Genomic DNA, 23528 nt, shown 5'->3' on the forward strand with positions numbered 1-23528 from the left:
TTTCCCCGCCAAACAGCAGGGGCTTGGTGCGGACTTCGATACAGGCCCTGGGTGTCTCGGATCGGACACACCGGGTGGGGCTCACCCGGTCCGGCCACGTAATCTCGTCGCGTGTCCTGTGCGAGTGCCACGCTGGTCGTGTGGACGTCGGGATGGCTGCACGGTCTGGCCGCCTCCGACGACGTCCTCGACGCCCTGCACACGTGGGCCGAGCAGCACGAGGTGGTGGCCGACGACGACGGCACCGCCACGGCGCTCGACCTCCCCGGTCCCGACGAGGCCCCCGTGGGTCCCGCCCTGCTGCTGGCCGCGTTGCGGCGCGCGGGGGCGACGTCCGCGCGGCTGGTGCTGCCCGTGCCGGGTGACGTGCGGGGTCTGGGCGGCAAGGGCCCGCTCGCGACGTGCGCGCTGCGGTCCGGTGAGGCGCTGGTGATCCCGTCGGTGCACGTCGGGCTGGTGCCGAAGATCGTGGCGGACGGCGTGATGCGCTGGACCGTGTTCGACCTGCCGTCCTCGAACGGTCTGGAGCACATCCCGATCGGCGAGGCCGAGCACGGGCTGGGCGCGGCGCTGCGCGAGGCGACGGCGGCGCTGGCGTCACTCGACGTGGCCAAGCACCGTCCGAACGTGCGCAAGGAGATCGCGGACCTCGCCGCCGCGAACTCGTCGCTGCCGTGGCCGGACGCGATGCCGCCGCGTGCGCTGCGGGTGTTGCAGCGTGCGGCCGAAGTGGACGCGATCGTGTCCGTGGCCAGGTCGGACTCGCCGGGTGGCGCCATGTCGGCGTCGGCGACGTCGGCCCGCACCGAGGCGTTGCGGCCGTTGTCGGAGGCCGTGCGACGGGCCCGGTGCGCGGCCGTGGACGAGGCCGTGCGCGTGCTCGCGGACAGCGGCGCCGGCAAGCACTGACCCAAACGAGTGGTTCTCGTCCGGCCAACTCCCCCTCACGCGGCAACTCTCCCGGAACTGTCGGTGGCCCCGCATAGGGTGCCGATGGGGAGGAACGCCGGATGGACGACGTCGACCAGCGCCGGTCGAGCACAGCACCCAGGTACGCGGGTGCCCTCATGCTGGCCGCCGTCGCGGGCCACCTGCTCTCACAGGCGGCGACGGGGGCGCTCGCGACCTGGCAGTCCTGGGTGCTCTACGGCATCGGCACGGCGCTGCTCGTGCTGTCGGCGTCCGCGATCGAGCGGCTGAACCAGCTGGTCAAGCGCATCCGGTTGCGCTGGGTGGTGTTCACGGCGGTGCTGGTGGTGGCGGCCGGGCTGATCGCGCTCGCGGCACCGCCTGTGGTCGCGTACGGCCGGGTGCTGCTGCTCGGCTGCCCGCAGCCGACCGAGGTGCGGGTGCTGACGTCGCAGGACGCGTTGCCCGCGATCAGCGAGGTGGCGCGGAAGTTCGAGCAGCACACGGCGAAGGAGCACCACGACTGCCGCACCGCGCGGCTGCACGTGTTCTCCGCACCGGCCGATCGGGGCGCCACGGCGTTGCGGACGTCCTGGCCGTCGCAGGCCCTGCGGGAGATCGGGCCGCATCCGGACGTGTGGCTGCCGGACTCCACTGCGGAGACGGCCGAGGTGGTGCGCCGCGCCGGTGGCCTCGGCTCGACGGTGCGCATCAGGCCGGGCGGCTCCGCGGCGTTCTCGCCGGTCGTGCTCGCGGTGCCGACGCGGATCGCGAAGGACGTCGTGACCGGTTCTTCCGAGAAGTGGGGCGACCTGCTGACCGCGGTCGCGGGCAAGGGTCTCGCGATCGGGCGGCCGAACCCGCTCACCTCGATCGACGGCAAGCTCGCGACGTACGCGTTGTACCAGGAGCTGACACCGGCCGTGGTGGAGCGCCGCGTCGAGGACGCCACGAGGTTGCGGCCGGACGCCGCGATGATCACCACCGAGCAGGTGTTGTTGCGGCACAACAAGAGCAGCTGCGCGCAGAGCCCGTGCCTCACCGCGCTGTACCCGTCGGACACCTACCACGCGGACTACCCGGTGAACCTCGTCGAGTGGGACGAGTGGGACGTGTCGAACTTCGCGGCGCGCGAGCCGGCGCGGGAGTTCCAGGCGTGGCTCGGCACGCCGGAAGGGATGTCTGCGCTCAACGCCGCCGGACTGCGGCCCGCCAAGCAGGCGGCGGGGGCCGAGTTCAGCGAGGAGCACGGCGTGCAGGCGGGTCTGGCGCTCGACCACGCCGAGGCCGCGCCCGAGGACAAGGCCCTGGAGTCCTTCCAGAAGAAGTACGAAGAGGCCAAGAGGGCCGGCCGGGTCTGGCTCACGCTCGACGCCTCCGGCTCGATGACCGAGCCGACCGCCACCGGTGACTCACGGTTCGCCGTCGCGGTCGAGGGCGTCCGCAAGGCTCTCTCGCAGATAGGCGCCAAGGACACGTACGGCCTGTCGGTGTTCAACAACAACGACGTCCGGCCGCTCGTCCCTCTCGGCAAGCGCGACGAGCAGACGGCGGCCACCGCCTTGAGCACGGTGCAGCCCACCGGCGGCACACCGCTGCACACCGCGATCCTCGACAGCCTCGACCGGGTCGGCGCGAACGACGCGGAGCACGTCAGCGCGGTGATCGCGTTGACCGACGGCGAGGACACGACGAGCGCGCAGACCCGTCAGGACGTGGTGGACGCGGTGCGGCAGAAGGGAATCCGGGTGTTCGTGATCGCGGTCGGGGACGCGAGCTGTGCGGCGCACGGGCTCGCCGCGATCACGGACACGTCCGGCGGTGAGTGCCGCGACTCGACGACGGACACGCTCGGGGACGACCTGGCCGCGTTGTTCCGCAAGGTGTGGGGAGGCACCGGATGAGGTGGATGCGACGACTGTGGGCGGCCAGACCGAGGCTCGGCCCGCCCGGCGTGGTGTGGGCGAACCGCTCGTGGCTCGCGATGGGCGTGGCCGTCGGCGTCGTGCTGACGATCCTGTTCACCAGCGGGATCCAGCCGCTCTTCCGCGAGTCGACCGAGTGGGAGAAGGGCAAGCTGGTCGTGCTCAGCGGCCGTGACCAGAGCGAGGGCGGCCAGCGCCGAGCGTTGATCAACCAGTGGAACGCCGAGCACCCCGAACAGCCGGCGGAGATCGTCGAGCTGCCCACGGAGGCGGACGGCCAGCGCAGCGAGATGGTGGCGCGCGCCAGGGAGAAGGCGGAGAACGCGGACGTCTACAACCTGGACGTCACGTGGACCGCGGAGTTCGCGCAGTCCGGTTACCTGCGCCCGCTGTCCGGTGTGGACACCAGCGGCTTCCTGCGCCGTCCCCTGGAGAGCTGCCACTACCAGGGCGTGCTGTGGGCGTTGCCGTTCAACACGGACGCGGGCCTGCTCTTCTACAACAAGAGCCACGTCACGGACAAGGAGGTGCCTCTCGACCTCGACGACATCGCCACCACCTCGACCCGCCGCCTGCGCGCACCGGAGGGCGAGGGTCTCGCCGCCGGCTACGCGGGCCAGCTCGCCGACTACGAGGGCCTCACCGTGAACGCCCTGGAGCTGATCTGGGCGGAGAAGGGCGATGTCGTCGACGAGACCGGCAAGGTCGTCATCGACTCCGACCGCACCCGCAAGGCCCTGCGCTGGCTCGCCGACGGCCTCAAAGGCGACGAACCGGTGGTGCTGCCGGACTCCCGCTCCCAGAACGAGCCGCTGAGCACCCAGGCGTTCCGCGACGGCAAGGTCGTCTTCATGCGCAACTGGCCGGTCGCCCACCGCACCCTGCAGGGCAACCGGGGCGAGTCGGCCGGTCGCCCCGGCATCGACTTCGAGGTGGCGCAGCTCCCCGGCCCGAGCGTCCTGGGCGGCCAGAACCTCGCGATCTCCGCCAAGTCCACGAAGCCGCGCGCCGCCCAGGCCCTCATCGAGTTCCTCACGAGCCCCCGCAGCCAGCAGCTCCTCTTCGAACGAGGAGGCCTGGCCGCCACCCGCGGCATCGTCTACCAGGACAGCCGAGTGGCCACCGAACACCCGTACGCGCGCACTCTGCTGAAAGCCATCGAGGACGCCCGATTACGTCCGGTCACCCCGTACTACTCGCGCTTCAGCGACGAGTTCCGCACCGTCGTCCGCTACGCCCTCGACCACGACGGTGCTCTGCCCAGCAACGCCTCCCAGGTGCTGAGCGCGGCACTTCAGGGCCACTGATCGGCGGAAGGAACAGTTTCCATCGCTTGGGATGCACCAGAGACCTCAACATCCTGGTCTCATGCCCTACAAGTTCAGGAAAACCGCCATCGCCCTCGCGGCAGTCGCCCTGACCGCCGTCGTGGCTCCGCCCGCGAGCGCCACCACCGCGCTCGCCGACTGCACAGCGAGGCTGAGCCCGCAGTACTGGCAGTGGACGGCGCAATGCACGGCGCCGCACACCGTCACGATCCGGACGGACCGCGTCTGGTACTGGCTGCACGCGCCCGACAAGGTCTACACCGACACGTGGAGGACCAGCCGCGAGGTCGTTCCCGGAACCCCGTGGAACGCGTGGTTCCTCCCTCTTCCGGAGTCGATGACCATCCAGCTCTGCCTGACCGCCTACCAGGACTCGACGCTGGTGATCGCGCCGACTACCTGCTACTTCCGCCCCAGACCGTAGAACCGCTCATGGCGTGCGCCTGCGCAGCGTCACGGCGCCCAGCACCAACGCCAGCAACCCGCACGCCGCCACGATCACGAGGTTGCGCAGCAGTTCGCCGGTGATGTCGGACGACGTCGTCACGGCCGTGAGCGCGTCCACGGCGTACGACAACGGCATGACGTTGGACAGCCACTCCAACACGGGCGTCATCGACTCGCGCGGCGCGAACAGCCCGCACAACAACACCTGCGGCATGACGAACAACGGCATGAACTGCACGGCCTGGAACTCGGTGCGGGCGAACGCGCTGGCGAACAACCCCAAAGCCGTGCCCAGCAAGGCATCCATCCCGGCGATGACCACGAGCAGCCAGACCGAACCACCGATCGACAGCCCGAGCCACCACAACGAAACACCAACGGCGACAAGCACCTGCACGAGCGCCACGACCCCGAACGCCAGCGCGTAGCCGAACAACAGGTCCAGCTTGGCGATCGGCATCGTCATCAGCCTTTCCAGCGTCGCCGTCGTGCGTTCGCGCAGGGTGGTGATCGACGTGACGATGAACATGATCGCGAACGGGAAGACCGCCAGCAGTGCCGGTGCGGCACGGCTGAAGGCGGCTTCGGAGTTGAAGACGAACCGCAGCAGGATCAGCAGCAACGACGGCATGAGCACCATCAGCGCGACGGTGCGGCGGTCGTGGCGGAACTGGTTCAGAATCCGCGCGGTCGTGGCGAGCAGGATCGAGGTGTTCACGCCGCCTCCTTCTCCCTGACCAGCGACAGGAACGCCTGCTCCAGGTCACCGGTGCCCGTCCGGGCGAGCAGTGCGGAAGGCGTGTCGTCGGCGAGCAACGCACCGTCGCGCATCAACAACAACCGCTCGCAGCGTGCCGCCTCGTCCATGACGTGGCTGGAAACCAGCAACGTCACCCCACTCGACGCCAACGTGCGGAACAACGTCCACAGCTCGTCACGCAGCAACGGGTCGAGGCCGACCGTCGGTTCGTCGAGCACCAACAGCTCGGGTGTGCCGAGCAGCGCGACAGCCAGGCTCGTGCGCGACAGCTCACCACCGGACAAAGAGGACACGAGCTGGCCTTCGTGCCCGCCCAGGCCCACTTCGTCAACCACGCGAGCGACGTCGGATCGAGGCGCGCGCAGGACCGCACAGAAGTAGCGCAGGTTCTCGACCACGGTGAGATCCCCGTACACGGAGGGGTTCTGGGTGGCGTATCCGATCCGGTTGCGCAGCCCGGGGCTGCCGGCCGGTGCACCCAGCACGGAGACCGACCCGCCCGAGACGATCTGCACGCCCACCACCGCGCGCATCAGGGTGGTCTTGCCGCAGCCGCTCGGGCCGAGCAGCCCGGTGACACTGCCCTGCGGGATCGTGCAGCTCACATCCCGCAGGACCAGACGCCCGCCCCGGTGGACCCGGAGCCCCTTGACCTCGACGGCCGCGGAACTGGTCATCCACCAATTCTGCGCCCGTTGAATAACCGGTGTCTAGGGGCGAACGGGCCTCTTGGCCGGTTCGCAACACAACGGCGCGCACGGCGCACCGTTCACCGTGCACCCCGCCGCCACGAACGACGACAGCTTCCGCACGGGCGCACCCGCCGTGTGCTCGGCGACCAGCTCGACCACGAGCTCGGCGAAGCGCGGGTCCCCGTTCGGGGTCGCGGCGCGGGCGAACTCCATGCCGAGCTCCGCAGCGCGGTCGCGGGCCTCGGTGTCGAGGTCCCACACGACCTCGAGGTGGTCGGACACGAACCCGATCGGGCACACCACGACCCCGGTGACGCCCTTGGCGTGCAGGGCGTCGACGTGGTCGACGATGTCCGGCTCCAGCCACGGGATCTGCGGCGGACCGGACCGCGACTGCCACACGACGTCGTACTCGGTGATGCCCAGCTCGGCGGCGACCAGGCGGGAGGCCTCGACGACCTGGCGCGAGTAGCGGTAACCGCCCTCGGACGGCGGGCCGGCGGCCTTGTCGGCCGACACCGGCACCGAGTGCGCGGTGAAGACGAGCCGGTAGGAACCGGACAGGGACGCAGCCGCGGCACGCACGCCGTCCGCGAAGGCGGAGATGAACAGCGGGTGGTCGAAGAACTGGCGCAGCTTCACCAGTTCCGGACCGTCCGGCACGGCCTGCAACGCCCGCACGATGTCCTCGTCGTACTGGCGGCACGCGGAGTAGCCGCCGTACGCGCTCGTCGGGAAGACCAGCGCCCTGCGAACGCCGTCGGCCTTCATCTGCGCGACGGTGTCCTCGACCATCGGGTGCCAGTTGCGGTTGCCGAAGTAGATCGGCAGCTCGAAGCCAGTGGCGCGGACGGCCTCGATGGCTTCGAGGTTCAGGCGGTTGATCGGCGAGACGCCGCCGAAGTGCTGGTAATGGGCCTCGACCTCGTCCAGCCGCTCCGGCGGCACGCCACGTCCGCGAACCACGTTCTCCAGGAAGGGGCGGACGTCCTCAGGACCCTCTGGGCCACCGAACGACAACCAGAGCAGCGCATCGAAACTCACCGCCCCATCCAATCAGACGCCGAATCGACTCACACGACGAGCCGCCGCCCCTGTTGCGAAGTGCACGCGGGGAGCTTTCGTTCACCCAGTGCGAACGAAAGGGCCCCGCGTGCGACTGAAGCAGGACGTCAGAGGCCGAGCAGAGAGGAGTACGCGGGGAGCTTTCGTACTCTTCTGGCGCACGAAAGGGCCCCGCGTGCCTCAAAACAGGCGTCAGAGACCTAGGAAGTGGACGCCGCCGTCGACGAACACCATCGAACCGGTGGTGGCCGGGAACCAGTCGGACAGCAGGCCGCACACCGACTTCGCGACCGGCGTCGGGTCGTCGACGTCCCACGACAGCGGAGCCTTCTCGCCCCACATCTTCTCCAGCTCGGAGAAGCCGGGGATCGACTTCGCGGCCATGGTGCGCACCGGGCCCGCCGAGATGAGGTTCACGCGGATGCCGTCCGGGCCGAGGTCGCGCGCCATGTAGCGGTTGATCGACTCGAACGCCGCCTTCGCCGCGCCCATCCAGTTGTAGGCGGGCCACGCCTGACGGGCGTCGAAGTCGAGACCGACGACCGACGAGCCGTGCGACAGCAACGGACGGACGGCCTGCACCAGCGCCTTGTACGAGTACGCCGAGACGTGCATCGCGACGGAGACGTCCTCCCACGGCGCGTCCATGAACGGCGCGCCGAGGCAGCTCTGCGGGGCGAAGCCGATGGCGTGCACGACACCGTCGAGGCCGTCGACGTGCTCACGGACGCGGTCGGCGAGCGTGTCCAGGTGCTCCTGGTTCTGCACGTCGAGCTCGACCACGGGCGCGGGCTTGGGCAGGCGCTGGGCGATGCGCTGCACGAGGCTCATCCGGCCGAACCCGGTCAGCACGACCTCGGCACCCTGCTCCTGGGCGACGCGTGCGACGTGGAAGGCGATCGACGCGTCGGTGATCACACCCGTGATCAGCAGTCGCTTGCCTTCGAGCAGTCCGGTCACTTGATCCAACCCTTTCCCAGAAAGAACAGAAACTTCAGTGGCCCATGCCGAGGCCGCCGTCGACCGGCAGCACGGCACCGTTGATGTAGCCCGCCTCGTTCGCCGCGAGGAACGTGACGGCGCGCGCGATCTCGTCGGCCGCGCCGTAGCGACCGGCCGGGATCTGCTTCAGCGCGGCCTCCCGGACGGCCTCGGGCAGCTCGGCCGTCATGTCGGTGGTGATGAAGCCGGGCGAGACGACGTTCGCGGTGATGTTGCGCGAACCCAGCTCCAGGGCGATCGAGCGCGCCATGCCGACCATGCCGGCCTTGGACGCCGCGTAGTTGACCTGGCCCGCGCCACCGGTCAGACCCACGACCGAGGAGATGAAGACGATGCGGCCGAACTTCTTGCGCAGCATGCCGCGGGAGGCGCGCTGGGCGAACCGGAACGCGCCGGTCAGGTTCGCGTCGATGACCTTGGTGAACTGCTCCTCGCTCATGCGCAGCAGCAGGGTGTCCTCGGTGATGCCCGCGTTGGCGACGAGCACCTCGACCGGGCCGTGCGCGGCCTCGATCTCGGTGAACGCGGCGTCGATCTCCTCGGAGTTCGTCACGTCGCACTTCACGCCGAGCAGGCCTTCGGGAGCGCCGGACCCGCGGTGCGTCACCGCGACCTTGTCGCCCTGCGCCGCGAACGCCTGCGCGATGGCGAGGCCGATGCCGCGGTTGCCTCCGGTGACCAGAACGGACCGACTCACTAGCTCTCCCTGCAATCGCTGCTGGTTGACCGGGTGAGGCTATCGGCTACCGGCAGGTAGACCGGCATCGGCGGGGACATGTCACACCAGCCGGGGCATGATCGGGTGATGCGGGCCTTTCTCGATCAACTCCGGCGCCACGTGGACGGCGACGTCCTCGACGATCCCGCGAGCAGGGCGCTCTACTCGGCGGACGCGTCGAACTACCGGCACGTGCCACGGGTGATCATCCGCCCGCGCACCCCCGAAGCGGTAGGGGCCGCTGTGGCGCTGGCCGCCGAGCACCGCGTGCCGATCACCAGCCGGGGCGCCGGGACCTCCGTCGCGGGCAACGCGTGCGGCACCGGCCTGGTGATCGACTTCAGCCGGTACCTGACCGCGTTCGAGATCAGTGGCGACCGGGCGTTCGCGCAGCCGGGCGCGGTGCTCGACAAGATCAACGCGAGCGCCGGCGACTACGTCTTCGGACCGGACCCGTCGACGCACTCGCGCTGCACGATCGGCGGGATGATCGGCAACAACGCGTGCGGCGCGCACTCGGTGAAGTGGGGCAAGACCAGCGAGAACGTCACGAATCTGAACGTGCTCACGGTCGACGGCCGCACGTTCGACACGACCGCTCCCCCGCCGCTGAGCCTTCCCGCGCACGACCCGGCGTGGTTCCCGCAGCTGGGCCGCAGGGTCAGCGGGTACGCGCTCGACGCCCCGACGCTCACCCAGCAGCTCGTCGGCACCGAGGGCACCTGCGTGGTCGTGCTCGGCGCGGAGCTGAAGCTCGTGCGCAGGCCTGAGCGGCGCGTTCTCGTCGTGCTCGGCTTCGCGGACACCTACGAGGCCGCCGACCAGGTCACCCAGATCGAGGACGCGCTGGCGATCGAGGGCCTCAACTCCTCGCTGGTGGACAGCGTGCGGACCCGTCCCGACCTGCCGGAAGGCCGCAGCTGGCTGTTCGTCGAGGTGGAGGACCACCCCGAACGCGTCGCGGCGATCACGAAGAACTCGATGATCGTCCACGACCCGGCGCACCAGCGGGCGCTGTGGCGGATCCGCGAGGACGGCGCCGGGCTCGCCACCCGCATGGCCGACGGCAGCGAGGCGTGGTCGGGCTGGGAGGACGCGGCCGTCCCGCCGGAACGCCTCGGCGCCTACCTGCGCGAGTTCGACCAGCTGCTGACCGGGCACGGCCGGCGCGGCGTCACGTACGGCCACTACGGCGAGGGCTGCCTGCACGTCCGCATCGACTTCGACCTCGCGCACGGCTACCGCGAGTTCCTGCAGGACGCCGCGGACCTGGTCGTGAGCCACGGCGGCAGCCTGTCGGGCGAGCACGGCGACGGCCAGGCGCGGTCCGAGCTGCTCAGCCGGATGTACCCGCCGGAGGCGATCAGGGCGTTCGAGGAGTTCAAGCACGCGTTCGACCCCGCGAACCTGCTCAACCCCGGCCGGATCGTGGCCCCGGCGAAGCTCGACGACGACCTGCGGATCCTCGTCGCACCACCGAGGATCCCGACGCGCGCGGAGTTCGCGAGCGACACCCGGCGGTGCGTCGGCGTGGGCAAGTGCCTGAACACCAAGGGCGGCGTGATGTGCCCGAGCTACCGCGTCACCCGCGAGGAGAAGCACTCGACGCGCGGCCGCGCGCACCTGCTGTTCGAGATGCTCGCCGGTGACGTGATCAAGGACGGCTGGCGGTCCGCCGAGGTCGCCGAGGCGCTGGACCTCTGCCTGGGGTGCAAGGGCTGCAAGCGCGACTGCCCGGTCGACGTGGACATGGCGAGCTACAAGGCGGAGTTCCTGCACGAGCACTACAAGGGACGGCCGCGGCCGCGTTCGCACTACGCGATGGGCTGGCTGCCGACGTGGCTGAAGTACGGGCTGGTGAACAGGTTCACCGCGAGGTTCGCCCGGTTCGCCGGGATCACCCCGGAGCGCTCACTGCCCACACCCACCACTCCCCTGGTCCGGCAGCTGCACCCGTTCGGCAGCGGTGACCCGGTGCTGCTGTTCCCCGACACGTTCACGAACTTCTTCGAACCGGGCATCGGTCTCGACGCCGCGAACGTCCTGGTGCACCTGGGAAACCGCGTCGAGCTGCCGTCGGCGAACGTCTGCTGTGGACTGACGTGGCACTCGACGGGTCAGCTCGCCAAGGCGCGCCGGGCGGTCGAACGGACCGCGCGGGTGCTGCTGCCGTGGACGAGCCGGGGCGTGCCGGTGATCGGCCTGGAGCCGAGCTGCACGGCGTTCCTGCGCGAGGAAGCCCCGAAGCTGTCGAGCGAACCGGCCGTGCACGCGCTCGCGGCGGCGACCCGCACGTTCGCCGAGCACGTCGCACCGGAGCTGCCGTCGCTGGAAGGCGAACGCGAAGCCGTCGTGCAGACCCACTGCCACCAGTACGCGGAACTGGGCTTCGAGGCGGACCGCGACGCGCTGGCCAAGGCCGGGGTGAAGCCGAAGATCGTCGAGGGCTGCTGCGGCCTGGCCGGCAACTTCGGGTTCGAGCAGGGCCACTACGAGGTGTCGATCGCGTGCGCGGAGCAGGACCTGTTGCCCGCCATCAGGGACAACGCCGGCGCACTGGTCATCGCCGACGGCTTCAGCTGCCGCACGCAGATCCGCCACACCACCGACCGCGAACCCGTCCACCTGGCCACCGTGCTCGCGACCCGGCTCGGTGTGACTCACCACTGAGCCCGGTCGACGCCATGAGGAGGCGGAGGGCGGTCGCCGCAAGACCGCCCTCCGCGTGGCCTTTCAGTCGCGGTCGAGCACCGAGTCCTTCGAGGTCTCCCGCATGAACCCGTAGACCAGCAACGAGATCAGCACGCACCCGGCGACGTAGTAGAAGAACACCGACTCGTGGCCCGCCTGCTTGAACCACAGCGCCACGTACTCCGCCGTGCCGCCGAAGATCGCCACCGTCAGCGCGTACGGCAGACCGACCCCGAGCGCGCGGATGTTCGTCGGGAACAGCTCGGCCTTCACGATCGCGTTGATCGACGTGTACCCGGTGACGATCACCAGGCCGCCCAGCATGAGCAGGAACGCCGGAAACGCCTCGGACGTCTTCGCGAGCGCCGACAGCAGCGGCACGGTCGCGAGCGTCCCGAGCACGCCGAACCCGAGCAGCAGCGGACGCCGGCCGATCCGGTCCGACAGCGCCCCGGCAACCGGCTGGAGCACCACGAACACCAGCAGCGCGGCGAAGTTGATCCAGCTGACCGTCGCGGCGTCGATCTTGCTGGTGTTCACCATGAACTTCTGCAGGTAGGTCGTGTACGTGTAGAACGCGACCGTGCCGCCCAGCGTCAGGCCCACGACGAGCAGACATTCCTTGGGGTGCCGCAGCAACGCCTTGAACGTGCCCTTCTGCGGGTTGTCCTTCTGCTTCTCGAAGTTCTCCGACTCGTCCATGCCGCGGCGCAGCCACATCACGATGATCGCCCCGGTCGCGCCGATGACGAACGCGATCCGCCAGCCCCACGACGTCATCTCCGCCTTGGACAGGAACTGCTGCAACACGATCTGCACGCCCAGCGCCACGAGCTGCCCGGCCGTCAGCGTCACGTACTGGAAGCTGGAGTAGAAGCCGCGCCGCGCAGGAGAGGCCACTTCGGACAGATAGGTCGCCGAGGTCGCGTACTCGCCACCGACCGACAGCCCCCGCAACAACCGCGCGAGCACCAGCAGAACCGGTGCCACCACACCGATCGACGCGTACGACGGCGTCAGCGCGATGATCAGCGAGCCCAGTGCCATCAACGTGACCGACAGGGTGAGTGCGGCGCGACGCCCGTGGCGGTCGGCGTAGCGGCCGAGCAACCAGCCACCCAGCGGACGCATGAGGAAGCCGACCGCGAACACGGCGGCGGTGTTGAGCAGCTGCGCGGTCTGGTCGCCCTTGGGGAAGAACGCGGCAGCGAAGTAGATGCTGAACGCGGTGTAGGCGTACCAGTCGTACCACTCGATCAAGTTTCCGACGGATCCGCGCAGCACGTTCGCGACCACTCGGCGCTCGGTGCTCTTCTCCTGAACGACTGTCATGCCGGACACCATCGTGGCGCCCCGAGACGTGTCACAACCTGGGCGGACGCTTCTTTACAGTCACTTAGGCGCGTCGCCACGCGCAGGAAACACCGGTCATGGCCGATACTGCTCGCATGCGGGTGCTGTTGGTCGAAGACGACGACGGTGTCGCGGACGCCCTGGTGGAGGCACTGCGGGCGAACGGGCACCGGCCTTCCCGCGTGAGCAGGGGCGCCGACGCGTTGATCGCCCACCGCGACGCCGACGTCGTGCTGCTGGACCTCGGCCTGCCCGACCAGGACGGTCTGGAGGTGCTGCGCAAGCTCCGCAAGATCGACCCGGTGCCCGTGCTGGTGCTGACCGCGCGCGGTGACGAGCGGACCGTGGTGCGCGGGTTGCGGCTGGGCGCGGACGACTACCTGGTCAAGCCGGTGCGGCTGGCCGAGCTGCTGGCCCGCATCGACGCCGTGGCGCGGCGCAGTGCGGCTCGGTCGCAGGAACCCGGGTACATCGTGCGGGTGTCCGATGTGGAGATCGACCTGCAGAGCCGCCAGGTCGTGGTCGGTGGGCGCGAGATCTCGTTGACCACCAAGGAGTTCGACGTCCTCGCGGTGCTCGCGCGCCGGCCGGGCACGGCGGTGAGCCGCCAGCAGTTGATGGACGAGGTGTGGGGCAACGCGTTCGTGGCCGTGTCGCGCACTCTCGACGTGCACCTCACACAGCTGCGCGCCAAGCTCGACCGGCCGGGCCTGCTGCACACGATCCGCGGTTTCGGTTACCGGCTCGGTGAGTGATGCGGCAACGGCTTCTGTTGGTGCTGCTGCTCTTCTCGCTCTCGGCGGTCACCGCGTTCGCCTTCCCGCTGCTGATGAGCACGGCGTCGGAGCGCACCCAGCAGTTCGTGATCAGCCGCACCGCCGACCTCGATCGCTTCGCCACGCTGCCCGTCGACGTCGTCGTGTCCGAGGCGCAGCGCTACGCCGAGGTCTACGGCGAGGAGGTCGTGGTCGTCGACGCGTCCGGCACTCCCGTCGTCGAGTCGGGCATGACGGTCGCCGACGTGTCCGCGCAGATCGACGCGGCGTTGCGCAACCAGCCCGCCGCGCCCGTGCCGACCGTGATGCCGTGGGGCGGTGGGGATGTCCTGTTCGCGCGTCCCGTCGGCACCGGCACGAAGGTCGCGGGGGCCGTGGTGCTGCGCGCGTCGACCGACGTGGCCGCTCTCGACGTCGCACGGCGGTGGGCGATCGTGCTGGCAGGGGCGTTGCTCGCGGCCTGCGCGTGCGTGCTGCTGGCGCTGGTCGTCGCCCGCTGGCTGCTGCGGCCGCTCAAGGAGCTCGACCGTGGCGTGCGGGCGGTCGCGGAGGGCCAGCGCCGCACCCACGTGGCCGACACCGCGGGTCCTGCCGAGCTGCGGGCGTTGTCCGAGTCGTTCAACCGCATGTCCGACGCCGTCGCCGAGGCGGCCGACCAGCAACGACGCCTGATCGCCGACGCCTCGCACCAGCTGCGCAACCCGATGGCGGCACTGCGGCTGCGCGTCGACATGCTGCCGTCCAACGGCTCGTTGCTGACCGAGGTCGAACGCCTGGAGTCGTTGCTGGACGGCCTGCTCGCCCTGGCCTCGGCCGAGAGCACCGCCACCGAACGCGCGGCGGGCGGCGTCGAACCCGAGCTCGCCGACCTCCAGGTCGTCGCGCACGACAGGGTGGACGCGTGGCGCGCCGCCGCCCACTCGGCCGGCGCCACGATCACGGTCGAGGACCGTGCGCCTGGGCTGGTGCGGTGCGCGGTGTCGGACCTCGCGCAGGTGCTGGACGTGTTGCTGGACAACGCCATCAAGTACGGCGGCCGGCAGATCACCGTCGTGTGCGACCGGGCGAGGCTGACCGTGCGGGACAACGGTCGCGGTCTGTCCAAAAAGGACATCAAGCACGCCACCGAACGGTTCTGGCGCGGCGACGACTCCCAGCGCGGCACGGGCCTGGGCCTCGCCATCGCGGAACGGATCGTCACCGCGCACGACGGGAAGCTCAAGCTGCACACCGACAACGGCCTGGTCGTGACGGTGGAGCTGCCGAAGGAGCCGCTGCTGTGAGACGCAGAACCTTCCTGCTCGGCGCCCTGGCCCTGACCGCGTGCGGCACCAGCGAGCCGTCCGGCACGATCCGGATCGCGGGCGGCGAACCCGGCGGCTTCTACAACGACTTCGCCGCGCTGATCTCCCGCCTCGCCCCCAGCCCGCTGACCATCACCCCGGTCGAGACCGGCGGCAGCGCCGACAACCTCAAGCACCTCCGCGAGCACACCGCCGACCTGGCGCTGACCCTGAGCGACAGCGCCCACCTGGAACCCGGCCTGGTCGCACTGGGCCGCGTCTACGAGAACTACCTGCAGCTGGTGGTCCTCGACTCCTCGCCCTACCGCTCCGCCACCGACCTGATCGGCAAACCGGTGTCGCTCGGCGCGGCCGGCTCCGGCGCCGCACTGCAGGGCTCCAGGCTCGCGCTGGGCGTGCAGGAGGAGCACTACCCGTTGCGCAACGCCGTGGACGCCCTGAAGGCGGGTGAGATCGCGGCGCTGCTGTGGTCCGGCGGCGTCCCGACCCCGGAGCTCGACAAGGCCAGCGGCATCAGGCTGCTGCCACTGGACAGCTTCCTGCCGCGCCTGCGCCAGGACTACGGCAAGGTCTACGAACGCGTGGACATCCGCATGGGCGTGTACGGCGCGGCGTTCGACGTCCCGACGATCGGCACGCCGAACCTGCTGGTGTGCCGGCCGGACCTGAGCGCGGACTACGCGGGCGCGGTCGTGCGGCTGCTCGTGGGCAAGGCGGCGCAGCTGGTGCCGGACCAGGCGCTCGGGACCCAGTACCTCGACGTGCGCAGTCTCATCGACACGGGCAAAGTACCTCTGCATCCAGGCGCGGCAGCGGAATACCGGAGGCTCCACGGATGATCATCACGATGGCGTCGGTCTCGCTGGACGGGTTCTTCGAGGGACCCGGCCACGACATCAGCTGGCACCACATGAGCGAGGACATGCACGACTACATCAACGCCGACCTGGCGTCGATGAGCCAGCTCCTCGACGGCCGACGCACGCACGAGCTGATGCTGGAGGCGTGGCCGCACGCCGAGGACAACCCCGACTTCACGCCGAAGATGCGGGAGTTCGCCCCGATCTGGCGGGACGTGCGCAAGATCATCTACAGCCGCACGCGGACGTTCACCGAGTGGAACAGCGAGACCCGCACCGAGGTCGATCCCGACGAGGTCAGGAACCTGCCGGGCGACAGCATGGTCGGCGGCCCGAACCTGCTGGAGACGTTCTTCGAGCACGACCTGGTCGACGAGATCCGCCTCTACGTCAACCCGGTCGCGATCGGCGGTGGCACGCCGTTCTTCAAGAAGCCGAACGCCCTGGCGCTCAAAGGCACCAGGGCGTTCGACAGCGGAGTCGTGCTGCTGACCTACGGCAGGTCCTAGGGAAGTCTCTGCCCCAGGAGCAACGCCGCGGCAGCCGCGAACATCGCCGTCATCGTGCCGAGCAACAGCCACGGCTTCGACGCGTCCGCCTGCTTCTTCTCGTAGCCGATCTGCTCGCCGAGCGTGTCGTAGACCCGGCGCAGCTCCTCGGCGGAGGCGGCCTTGAAGAACTCGCCGCCGGAGATCTTCGCGATCTCCTTCATCGAGTCGTCGTCGACCGGCACGGACTGCTGCCGTCCCTCGATGTCGACCACGCCGTCCTCGGTGCCGAACGAGATCGTGGAGATCGGGATCCCGGCCTTCTTGGCGTCCTCGGCCGCGTCGAACGCCTTGCGCGTACCGACCGTCTCCTTGCCGTCCGTCATCAGCACGATGCGGGCGGGCGGCGGGCCCTCGGCGCCACCGACGACCTTGCCGAACGAGTCGATCGACGCCATCGCGGCCACCAGCGCGTCACCGGTCGCGGTCGACTGGGCGAGCTTGAGCCCGTCGATCGACTGCGTGACGGCCGCGCGGTCCGTCGTCGGCGCGACCAGCACGGTGGCCGACCCGGCGAACGAGATCAGGCCGAGGTTGATGCCCGGTGTGAGGCCCTCGGCGAACGACTTGGCGGCCACCTGCGCGGCCTCCAGGCGGGACGGCTTCACGTCCGTCGCCTTCATCGACAGCGACACGTCGACCACGAGCATCACGGTCGCCCGGTTGCGCGGCACCCGCTGCTCGGACGTCGGCCCGGCCAGCGCGACCGTCAGCAACGCCAGCGCGGCCAGCAGGAACGCCGCCGGGACGTGACGCGACCAGCGTTCCCGCTTGGGCGCGACCTTCTCCAGCAGCTCCAGGTTCGTGAACCGCAGCACCCGCTTGCGCCGCATCCGTTGCGCCACAACGTATCCGGCGCCGAGCAGCGCGACCGCGACCAGCAGCAGGAACCACCACGGGGCGACGAAGTTCGAGAAGCTCACGCGACACCCCCAGACCAGCGGCGCTTGCGCGCCACCACGAAACGAACCGTGTCCGCGATCCAGTCCGAGTCGGTCCGCAGCACCAGGTGCCCGGCGCCCGCGCGCCGCAGCCCCGCCGCCACCTCGGCCCGGTGTTCCGCGGCCGCCGCGTTGAACTCCTTGCGCAGCAACGCGGACGCGGTCACCTCGCGCTGCCGTCCGGTCTCCGGGTCGGACAGCACGACGGTGCCGACCTCGGGCAGGTCGACGTCACGCGGGTCGACGACCTCGATGGCGACGATGTCGTGCCGCGCGGACAACGCTCGCAACGGCCGTTGCCACTCCATGCCGCCCAGGAAGTCCGAGATCACCACGATCAGGCCGCGCCGGCGTGGCGGACGGCGGAGCTGTTCGAGCAACGCCGCCAGGTCGCCGCGCGTGCCCTCTTCCGCGCGCGGCATCTCGGCGATCTTGCGGATCATGCCCCGCGCGTGGGCGAGGCCACCGCGCGCCGGGATCCGGAGGTTCTCCGCGCCGGTCGAGACGGCGGCGCCGATCCGGTTGCCGCCACCACGGGTCAGGTGCGCGACCGCGGCCGTCGCGGCGATGACCAGGTCGCGCTTCTCGCAGGCCGCCGTGCCGAAGTCGAGCGACGGCGACAGGTCGATCGCCATCCACGTCTCCAGCTCGCGATCCGCGACCGTCTCGCGGATGTGCGGCACCGTCGTGCGCGCCGTGACCGCCCAGTCCATCCGGCGCACGTCGTCACCGGGCTGGTAGGTCCTGGCCTCGCCCGGTTCGGTGCCCGGTCCCGGCACGAGCCCGAGGTGGTTGCCCTGGAGCAGTCCGTCGAGTCGGCGCCGGACGTCGAGCTCCAGCATGCGCAGCGCGGCCTCCATGCGGACACCGCGCAGGACGGGTGGCGCCCACGAAGGGCGCTCGGCGGCGGTCTTGTCGCGGCTCACTGCCTACCAGCCGGAACCGGCTGCTGCGGACGGGCCGACACCTGCGGCAACGGCACGATCTGCAGCACGCGCGTGATGATGTGGTCGATCGGCACGCCGTCGGCCAGCGCGTCGTACGAGAGCACCAGACGGTGGCGCAGCACGTCCGGCACCACGTCCACGACGTCCTGCGGCAGCACGTAGTCGCGGCCGCGGACCAGTGCGAGGCCACGGGCGGCGGCGATGATGCCGAGCGACGCACGCGGCGAGGCACCGTAGGCGACCCATCCGGCGACGTCGGTGAGCCCGTGCTCGCCGGGCGCGCGGGTCGCGATCACCAGGCGCACCACGTAGTCGACGAGCGCGTGGTGCACGAAGACGCGCGACGCCACGCCCTGCAGGCGCACGAGCTCCTCCGGCGAGAGGACCTGGTTCGGCGTGGGCGCCTCGACGCCCATGCGGTAGACGATCTCGCGCTCTTCCTCGGCCGTCGGGTACTCGACCTGGATCTTGAACAGGAACCGGTCGCGCTGCGCCTCCGGCAGCGGGTAGACGCCCTCGTTCTCGATCGGGTTCTGCGTCGCCAGCACGAGGAACGGGTTCGGCATCGGGAACGTCCGGCCGCCGATCGACACGTGCCGCTCGGCCATCACCTCGAGCATCGCCGACTGCACCTTGGCGGGCGCGCGGTTGATCTCGTCGGCGAGCACGAAGTTCGCGACGACGGGGCCGAGCTCGACGTCGAACGCCTCGCTGGACTGGCGGTAGATGCGGGTGCCGAGGATGTCGGCGGGCACCAGGTCGGGCGTGAACTGCACGCGGGAGAACGAACCGCCGACCACGCGGGCGAACGTCTCGACGGCGAGCGTCTTCGCGACGCCCGGCACACCTTCGAGCAGCAGGTGGCCCTTGGCCAGCAGACCCACGAGCATCCGCTCGACGAGCCGGTCCTGGCCGACGATCACCCGCTTCACCTCGAACACGGTGCGTTCGAGCAGCTGGGCGTCACGAGCCGGGGTGACGGGCGCCGATGCGTTCGGCGTTGCCTCGGCGGCGGGCTCGGTCACGTGCGGGCCTCCATGGAGAACAGGGTTTACCGATCGTGGGACAGTCTTGCTCTTCGCCTGTTCAACCGCTGTGAAGGGTGTCCAGGTCGGCGGGCGTGTCGACGTCCCGCGCCTCACCGGGCAAAGCGGACACCTCCACCGGGTCGAGTCGCTGAAGAGTCTTGCGCAGCGGCATGTTGCGCGGATCTTCAGGGAGGGCTTCGCGCAGCGCGGCGGTGTTCCAGACGCCGATCAGCCACTGCGTGCGATGGTCGGTGAGCACAGCGTTGCGTCCCGGCGCCCGCAGTCTCGCGATCGTGTCCTTCGTGAGGCCGGGCTGGTCGACCGCGAGCACCGCGACCCACTCCGCGCCGACGTGCCGCAGCCCCGCGGCGAGCCCGGCCAGCGGACCCCCGCCGGGTGGGTCCTCGCGCGCCCAGATGATGCCGGGAACGTCTTTCTCCGGCCCCACCACGACGATCTCGCTCGCATCGTCCACCACGGACAGGACGTGGTCGAGCAGGGTCGCGTCCCGGTAGGACAGTGCCGCCTTGTCGACGCCGCCGAGCCGTTCGCCCCTGCCCCCGGTGAGGATGATCGCCGCGTACGTCATGAGCGCCCCTTGATGTGTGCCGCAACGCCTTCCAGGAACAGGTGCAGGCCGAAGTCGAAGTCGGCCCCGAGGTCCTCGGCGCGGACCACGTCGTCGAGGTCGAACACGCCGGCCTCGATGATCTCGGCGAGCGCGGGCATCGCGCCGGGGTCGACGATCTCGCGCAGCCGCTGCCCGTACTGGTGGTTGAACCGGCCGGGGTCGGCCTCGAAGCCCTGGGCGAGCGTGCCGATCAGCCGCGCCTCACCCTGCACGAACGTCGACAGGCCCATCACGACACCGATCTTCTCCCCCGGCTCCAGCGGGACGTTTTCGAGGGCGGTGAGCGCGCTGTCGAGCCAGGCGAGGTTCTTCGGGCCGGCCGGCGGGCCGCTGATCGGGATCTGCAGGAACCACGGGCGCCTGCGGATGGCCGCGAGCACCGCTTTCGCCCAGAACCCGAGCTTGTCGCGCCAGTCGCCGTCCGGCAGAGGAGGCGGTTCCTCCATCGCCGAGTCCCACATCAGCGCGAGGAGCTCGTCCTTGCTCTTCACGTGCCGATAGAGCGCCATCGTCGCGTTGCCCATCTCCTGCGCGACACGTGCCATCGACACGGCAGCGAGCCCTTCGGCGTCCGCGACCGCGATGGCGGCCCGCGTGATGCCGGCGGCGTCGATGGTCGGCTTGCGCCCCCTTTTCATGCCCTCTAGTCAAACAGATGCGTATGTCATACGCTAATTCCGATTTCGCGTATGACATACGCATAAAAGGGGGTGGCAAGTGATCGTCGAGACGACCGGGCTGACGAAGAGCTACGGAACCAACACCGTGCTCACCGGCCTGGACCTGAAGGTGGCGGAGGGGTCGGTGCTCGCGCTGCTCGGGCCGAACGGCGCGGGCAAGACGACCACGATCCGGATCCTGAGCACGCTGACCAGGCCGGACGGCGGGACAGCGCGCATCGCGGGGTTCGACGTGGTGCGAGAGGCGGCGAAGGTGCGCGGGGTGATCAGCCTGACCGGCCAGTACGCGGCCGTGGACGAGGAGCAGACCGGCCGGGAGAACCTGGTGATGATCGCGCGGCTGCGTCGTTTCTCCCGCTCGGCGGCCCGATCGCGGTCGGCGGAGCTGCTGGAGCGGTTCGACCTGGTGGACGCGGCCGACCGCAGGGTTCGCACGTACTCCGGTGGCATGCGACGGCGGCTGGACCTCGCGATGAGCCTGGTCGCACGGCCACGGCTGCTGTTCCTGGACGAGCCGACGACCGGGCTCGACCCGGTGAGCCGCACGACGATGTGGGACGCGATCGGCGAGCTGGTGCGCGAGGGCGTGACGATCTTCCTCACGACCCAGTACCTGGAGGAGGCCGACCGGCTCGCGGACCGGATCGTGGTGCTGCACAACGGTGGTGTGGTCGCGGACGGCACCGCCGACGCGCTCAAGAACCAGGTCGGCGGGACCCGGCTCGACCTCGACTTCGCCACCGCCCCCGACGCGGGGCGCGCGGAGGCCCTGGTCGGCGGCGTGCGGACCGGGTCGCGGGTCAGCGTGCCGTCCGACGGCAGCGCGACCCACCTGCACCGGGTGCTGGACGACCTGCTGGCCGCGGGGGTGCGCACCGAACGCGTGTCCACGCACCGCCCGACCCTGGACGACGTCTTCACGACCTTGACGGCGGTGGCGGCATGACCGGAACGCTCACGATGGTCGGCCGCAGCGTGCGGTTGAGCCGGCGCAACCTCGACACGCTGCTGATGTCGATCCTGCTGCCGTTGATGATGATGGCGCTGTTCGTCTACGTGTTCGGCGGCGCGATCGCCACGGGAACGTCCTATGTGAACTACGTGGTGCCCGGAATCATCGTGCTGTGCACCGGTTACGGCGCCACGTCCACCGCGATGTCGGTGGCCGACGACATGAAGAAGGGCACGATCGACCGGTTCCGCTCGATGCCGGTCAGCAGCTTCGCCGTGCTGACCGGTCACGTCACCGCGTCCGTCGCCCGCAACGCCCTCGCCACGGCGATCGTCGTGCTGGCCGCCGTCGGGATGGGGTTCCGTCCGTCGGCGACCCTGCTCGACTGGGTGCTCGCGATGGGCTTGCTGCTGCTCTACGTGCTGGCGTTGTCGTGGCTCGCGGCGGCCGTGGGCGTCATCGCGCGGTCGGTGGAGTCAGCGAGCGTGTTCAGCTTCTTCATGCTGTTCCTGCCGTACCTGAGCAGCGCGTTCGTGCCGACCGCGACGATGCCGGCGGCGCTTCGGGCGATCAGCGAGCACCAGCCGATCACGCCGATCATCGAAACGGTGCGGTCGTTGCTGACTTCCGCGCCGTCGACGTCCGGCTGGCTCGCGCTGACGTGGGCGGGCGGACTGCTGGTGACCGCTTTCTCGTTGGCCACGTGGCTCTTCCGGCGCGTCAGTTCCCGTTGAGGTGCAGCGCGTCGAGGCGGGTGAGCTCCTCCGGTGTGAGGACGAGCTCGCCCGCCTGGACGTTCTGCCGCAGGTGGCCCGGATCCCCGGTGCCGGGGATGACCAGCACGTGCGGTCCCCGTGCGAGCGTCCACGCCAGCCTGACCTGGGCGGGCGTGGCGCCGTGCGCGGCGGCGATCGCGGTGACCTCGTCGTCCTCGGCCGAGGTGCCGGCTTCCTTGTTCGCGCCGGCGAGCGCGAAGAACGGCACGAACGCGACGCCGCGCTCTCCGCAGACGCCGAGGAAGTCGTCCTGGTCGGGGTGGTGGCCGAGCCCGTAGGAGTTCTGCACGCACACCACGGGCGCGATCCGCTGCGCCTGGTCGAGGTGGTGCGGCCGGACGTTCGACAGCCCGAGGTGCCTGACGAGCCCCTCCTGCCGGAGTCCCGCGAGCTGCTCGAAGTGCGCACTGACGTCGTCCAGCCCGCTGACCCGCAGGTTCACCACGTCGAGGTGGTCGCGGCCGAGCTGGCGCAGGTTCTCCTCGACCTGGCCGCGGAGCTGTTCCGGCGTGGCGAGCGGCAGCCACTCCCCCTGCGGCGTGCGGCTCGGGCCGACCTTGGTGGTGATCACCAGGTCGTCCGGGTACGGCGAGAGCGCGCTGTTGATCAGCTCGTTCGCCGATCTGGTGGCGGAGAAGTAGAACGCGGCCGTGTCGACGTGGTTGACGCCCAGCTCGACGGCCGTGCGCAGGACCTCGATCGCCTGCGCGCGGTCGCGTGGTCTCGCCTGCGGGTCGAACGCCGTGCCCTGCTGCGGCAGGCGCATCGCTCCGAAGCCGATCCGGTTCACGGTGAGGTCACCCAGTCGCCACGTCACCGGGTCCACTGTGCCAGCCTTGGTGTCGTGGGACTGTTCACCCTCTCCGAAGCCCAGGCCGAGCTCGCCCGGTTGTTGCCGGTGCTGGACGAGATCGTGCGCCTGCGCGCCGACGCGGCCGAACTCGCCGTCGGCTCGTCCTCGCTGGGCGGCCTGCCGGAGTTCAAGGCAGCGCAGGCCCGGCTCGACGAGCTGATGGAGGCCGTCCAGCAGACCGGTGCCGAGCTGAAGGGGTTCGCGCCGTTGCTCGTCGACTTCCCGTCCGAGATGGACGGTGTACCGGTGCTGCTGTGCTGGCTCGAGGGCGACCGGACGCTGTCCTGGTACCACCGGGCGGATCTGGGCATCGCCGGCCGTCGGCCGCTCCCAACGGAATGA

Annotated in this window: 24 protein-coding genes; 12 read left to right on the forward strand and 12 right to left on the reverse strand. The window is 70.2% G+C overall.

What is annotated here, in order from left to right:
- Nucleotides 1-111 precede the first annotated feature (111 nt).
- From ACFOWZ_RS34595 to ACFOWZ_RS34610, 4 genes are all read left to right on the forward strand, one after another.
- Nucleotides 112-909, forward strand: coding sequence for a hypothetical protein (locus ACFOWZ_RS34595; protein ID WP_382378159.1), 798 nt, complete (start codon nucleotides 112-114; stop codon nucleotides 907-909).
- A 101-nt stretch (nucleotides 910-1010) separates the two neighbouring features.
- Nucleotides 1011-2813: a vWA domain-containing protein gene (locus ACFOWZ_RS34600; protein WP_382378160.1), complete on the forward strand. Its 1803-nt coding sequence runs from the start codon at nucleotides 1011-1013 to the stop codon at nucleotides 2811-2813.
- Nucleotides 2810-4141 carry an extracellular solute-binding protein gene (locus ACFOWZ_RS34605; protein WP_382378161.1) on the forward strand — a complete coding sequence of 444 codons (1332 nt, stop codon included), beginning with the start codon at nucleotides 2810-2812 and terminating at the stop codon, nucleotides 4139-4141. Before ACFOWZ_RS34600 ends, ACFOWZ_RS34605 begins: the two co-directional genes overlap by 4 nt.
- A 61-nt stretch (nucleotides 4142-4202) precedes the next feature.
- On the forward strand, nucleotides 4203-4586 hold the full coding sequence (locus tag ACFOWZ_RS34610; protein WP_382378162.1) for a hypothetical protein: 384 nt from the start codon (nucleotides 4203-4205) through the stop codon (nucleotides 4584-4586).
- A gap of 6 nt (nucleotides 4587-4592) precedes the next feature.
- Here ACFOWZ_RS34610 and ACFOWZ_RS34615 read toward each other — a convergent pair whose 3' ends face one another.
- The 5 genes from ACFOWZ_RS34615 to fabG form a co-directional block, all read right to left on the reverse strand.
- The gene (locus ACFOWZ_RS34615; RefSeq protein WP_382378163.1) at nucleotides 4593-5327 is read right to left on the reverse strand and encodes an ABC transporter permease; all 735 of its coding nucleotides are present in this window, start codon (nucleotides 5325-5327) and stop codon (nucleotides 4593-4595) included.
- On the reverse strand, nucleotides 5324-6046 hold the full coding sequence (locus ACFOWZ_RS34620) for an ABC transporter ATP-binding protein (protein ID WP_382378164.1): 723 nt from the start codon (nucleotides 6044-6046) through the stop codon (nucleotides 5324-5326). Before ACFOWZ_RS34620 ends, ACFOWZ_RS34615 begins: the two co-directional genes overlap by 4 nt.
- A gap of 33 nt (nucleotides 6047-6079) precedes the next feature.
- A complete protein-coding gene (locus ACFOWZ_RS34625; RefSeq protein ID WP_382378165.1) occupies nucleotides 6080-7105 on the reverse strand; it encodes a ferrochelatase in 1026 nt (341 codons plus the stop codon).
- Nucleotides 7106-7318: 213 nt separating this feature from the next.
- Nucleotides 7319-8086 carry an enoyl-ACP reductase FabI gene (fabI, locus tag ACFOWZ_RS34630; protein WP_030471460.1) on the reverse strand — a complete coding sequence of 256 codons (768 nt, stop codon included), beginning with the start codon at nucleotides 8084-8086 and terminating at the stop codon, nucleotides 7319-7321.
- A 34-nt stretch (nucleotides 8087-8120) separates the two neighbouring features.
- Nucleotides 8121-8825 carry a 3-oxoacyl-ACP reductase FabG gene (gene fabG, locus ACFOWZ_RS34635; RefSeq protein WP_382378166.1) on the reverse strand — a complete coding sequence of 235 codons (705 nt, stop codon included), beginning with the start codon at nucleotides 8823-8825 and terminating at the stop codon, nucleotides 8121-8123.
- 108 nt (nucleotides 8826-8933) lie between these two features.
- Between fabG and ACFOWZ_RS34640 the strand changes: the two genes are divergently transcribed.
- The gene (locus ACFOWZ_RS34640) at nucleotides 8934-11516 is read left to right on the forward strand and encodes an FAD-binding and (Fe-S)-binding domain-containing protein (RefSeq protein ID WP_382378167.1); all 2583 of its coding nucleotides are present in this window, start codon (nucleotides 8934-8936) and stop codon (nucleotides 11514-11516) included.
- A gap of 63 nt (nucleotides 11517-11579) precedes the next feature.
- Here the strand turns inward: ACFOWZ_RS34640 and ACFOWZ_RS34645 are convergent, their stop codons facing one another.
- Nucleotides 11580-12869 carry an MFS transporter gene (locus tag ACFOWZ_RS34645; protein ID WP_382378168.1) on the reverse strand — a complete coding sequence of 430 codons (1290 nt, stop codon included), beginning with the start codon at nucleotides 12867-12869 and terminating at the stop codon, nucleotides 11580-11582.
- A 116-nt stretch (nucleotides 12870-12985) separates the two neighbouring features.
- On the opposite strand from ACFOWZ_RS34645, the gene ACFOWZ_RS34650 reads away from it, so the two are divergent.
- From ACFOWZ_RS34650 to ACFOWZ_RS34665, 4 genes are read left to right on the forward strand one after another with little or no spacing between them, the layout of a single operon-like run.
- Nucleotides 12986-13645, forward strand: a complete 660-nt coding sequence (locus ACFOWZ_RS34650; protein WP_382378169.1) for a response regulator transcription factor — start codon at nucleotides 12986-12988, stop codon at nucleotides 13643-13645.
- Nucleotides 13645-14949 carry a sensor histidine kinase gene (locus tag ACFOWZ_RS34655; RefSeq protein WP_382378170.1) on the forward strand — a complete coding sequence of 435 codons (1305 nt, stop codon included), beginning with the start codon at nucleotides 13645-13647 and terminating at the stop codon, nucleotides 14947-14949. The genes ACFOWZ_RS34650 and ACFOWZ_RS34655 overlap by 1 nt, the downstream gene beginning before the upstream one ends.
- Nucleotides 14946-15809: a TAXI family TRAP transporter solute-binding subunit gene (locus ACFOWZ_RS34660; protein ID WP_382378171.1), complete on the forward strand. Its 864-nt coding sequence runs from the start codon at nucleotides 14946-14948 to the stop codon at nucleotides 15807-15809. The genes ACFOWZ_RS34655 and ACFOWZ_RS34660 overlap by 4 nt, the downstream gene beginning before the upstream one ends.
- Nucleotides 15806-16339, forward strand: a complete 534-nt coding sequence (locus tag ACFOWZ_RS34665; protein ID WP_382378172.1) for a dihydrofolate reductase family protein — start codon at nucleotides 15806-15808, stop codon at nucleotides 16337-16339. Before ACFOWZ_RS34660 ends, ACFOWZ_RS34665 begins: the two co-directional genes overlap by 4 nt.
- Here the strand turns inward: ACFOWZ_RS34665 and ACFOWZ_RS34670 are convergent.
- The 5 genes from ACFOWZ_RS34670 to ACFOWZ_RS34690 form a co-directional block, all read right to left on the reverse strand.
- The gene (locus ACFOWZ_RS34670; RefSeq protein WP_030471452.1) at nucleotides 16336-17301 is read right to left on the reverse strand and encodes a VWA domain-containing protein; all 966 of its coding nucleotides are present in this window, start codon (nucleotides 17299-17301) and stop codon (nucleotides 16336-16338) included. The genes ACFOWZ_RS34665 and ACFOWZ_RS34670 overlap by 4 nt on opposite strands.
- Complete coding sequence (locus tag ACFOWZ_RS34675; RefSeq protein WP_382378339.1) at nucleotides 17298-18179, reverse strand: DUF58 domain-containing protein; 882 nt, start codon at nucleotides 18177-18179, stop codon at nucleotides 17298-17300. Before ACFOWZ_RS34675 ends, ACFOWZ_RS34670 begins: the two co-directional genes overlap by 4 nt.
- A gap of 62 nt (nucleotides 18180-18241) precedes the next feature.
- Nucleotides 18242-19291, reverse strand: coding sequence for an AAA family ATPase (locus ACFOWZ_RS34680; protein ID WP_030471450.1), 1050 nt, complete (start codon nucleotides 19289-19291; stop codon nucleotides 18242-18244).
- 61 nt (nucleotides 19292-19352) lie between these two features.
- Complete coding sequence (mobA, locus tag ACFOWZ_RS34685) at nucleotides 19353-19883, reverse strand: molybdenum cofactor guanylyltransferase (RefSeq protein WP_382378173.1); 531 nt, start codon at nucleotides 19881-19883, stop codon at nucleotides 19353-19355.
- Nucleotides 19880-20563 (reverse strand): TetR/AcrR family transcriptional regulator, encoded by a 684-nt coding sequence (locus ACFOWZ_RS34690; protein WP_382378174.1) that lies wholly within the window; start codon nucleotides 20561-20563, stop codon nucleotides 19880-19882. Before ACFOWZ_RS34690 ends, mobA begins: the two co-directional genes overlap by 4 nt.
- Before the next feature lie 79 nt (nucleotides 20564-20642).
- Between ACFOWZ_RS34690 and ACFOWZ_RS34695 the strand changes: the two genes are divergently transcribed.
- On the forward strand, nucleotides 20643-21551 hold the full coding sequence (locus ACFOWZ_RS34695) for an ATP-binding cassette domain-containing protein (protein WP_382378175.1): 909 nt from the start codon (nucleotides 20643-20645) through the stop codon (nucleotides 21549-21551).
- On the forward strand, nucleotides 21548-22291 hold the full coding sequence (locus tag ACFOWZ_RS34700; protein ID WP_382378176.1) for an ABC transporter permease: 744 nt from the start codon (nucleotides 21548-21550) through the stop codon (nucleotides 22289-22291). The genes ACFOWZ_RS34695 and ACFOWZ_RS34700 overlap by 4 nt, the downstream gene beginning before the upstream one ends.
- Here the strand turns inward: ACFOWZ_RS34700 and ACFOWZ_RS34705 are convergent.
- A complete protein-coding gene (locus ACFOWZ_RS34705) occupies nucleotides 22278-23159 on the reverse strand; it encodes an oxidoreductase (protein ID WP_382378177.1) in 882 nt (293 codons plus the stop codon). The genes ACFOWZ_RS34700 and ACFOWZ_RS34705 overlap by 14 nt on opposite strands.
- Nucleotides 23160-23177: 18 nt before the next feature.
- Here ACFOWZ_RS34705 and ACFOWZ_RS34710 point away from each other — a divergent pair, with 18 nt between their 5' ends.
- A complete protein-coding gene (locus ACFOWZ_RS34710; protein WP_382378178.1) occupies nucleotides 23178-23528 on the forward strand; it encodes a DUF2203 domain-containing protein in 351 nt (116 codons plus the stop codon).

Source organism: Lentzea rhizosphaerae, from assembly GCF_042649515.1.
In the GTDB taxonomy this organism is placed as follows: Bacteria; Actinomycetota; Actinomycetes; order Mycobacteriales; family Pseudonocardiaceae; genus Lentzea; species Lentzea aerocolonigenes.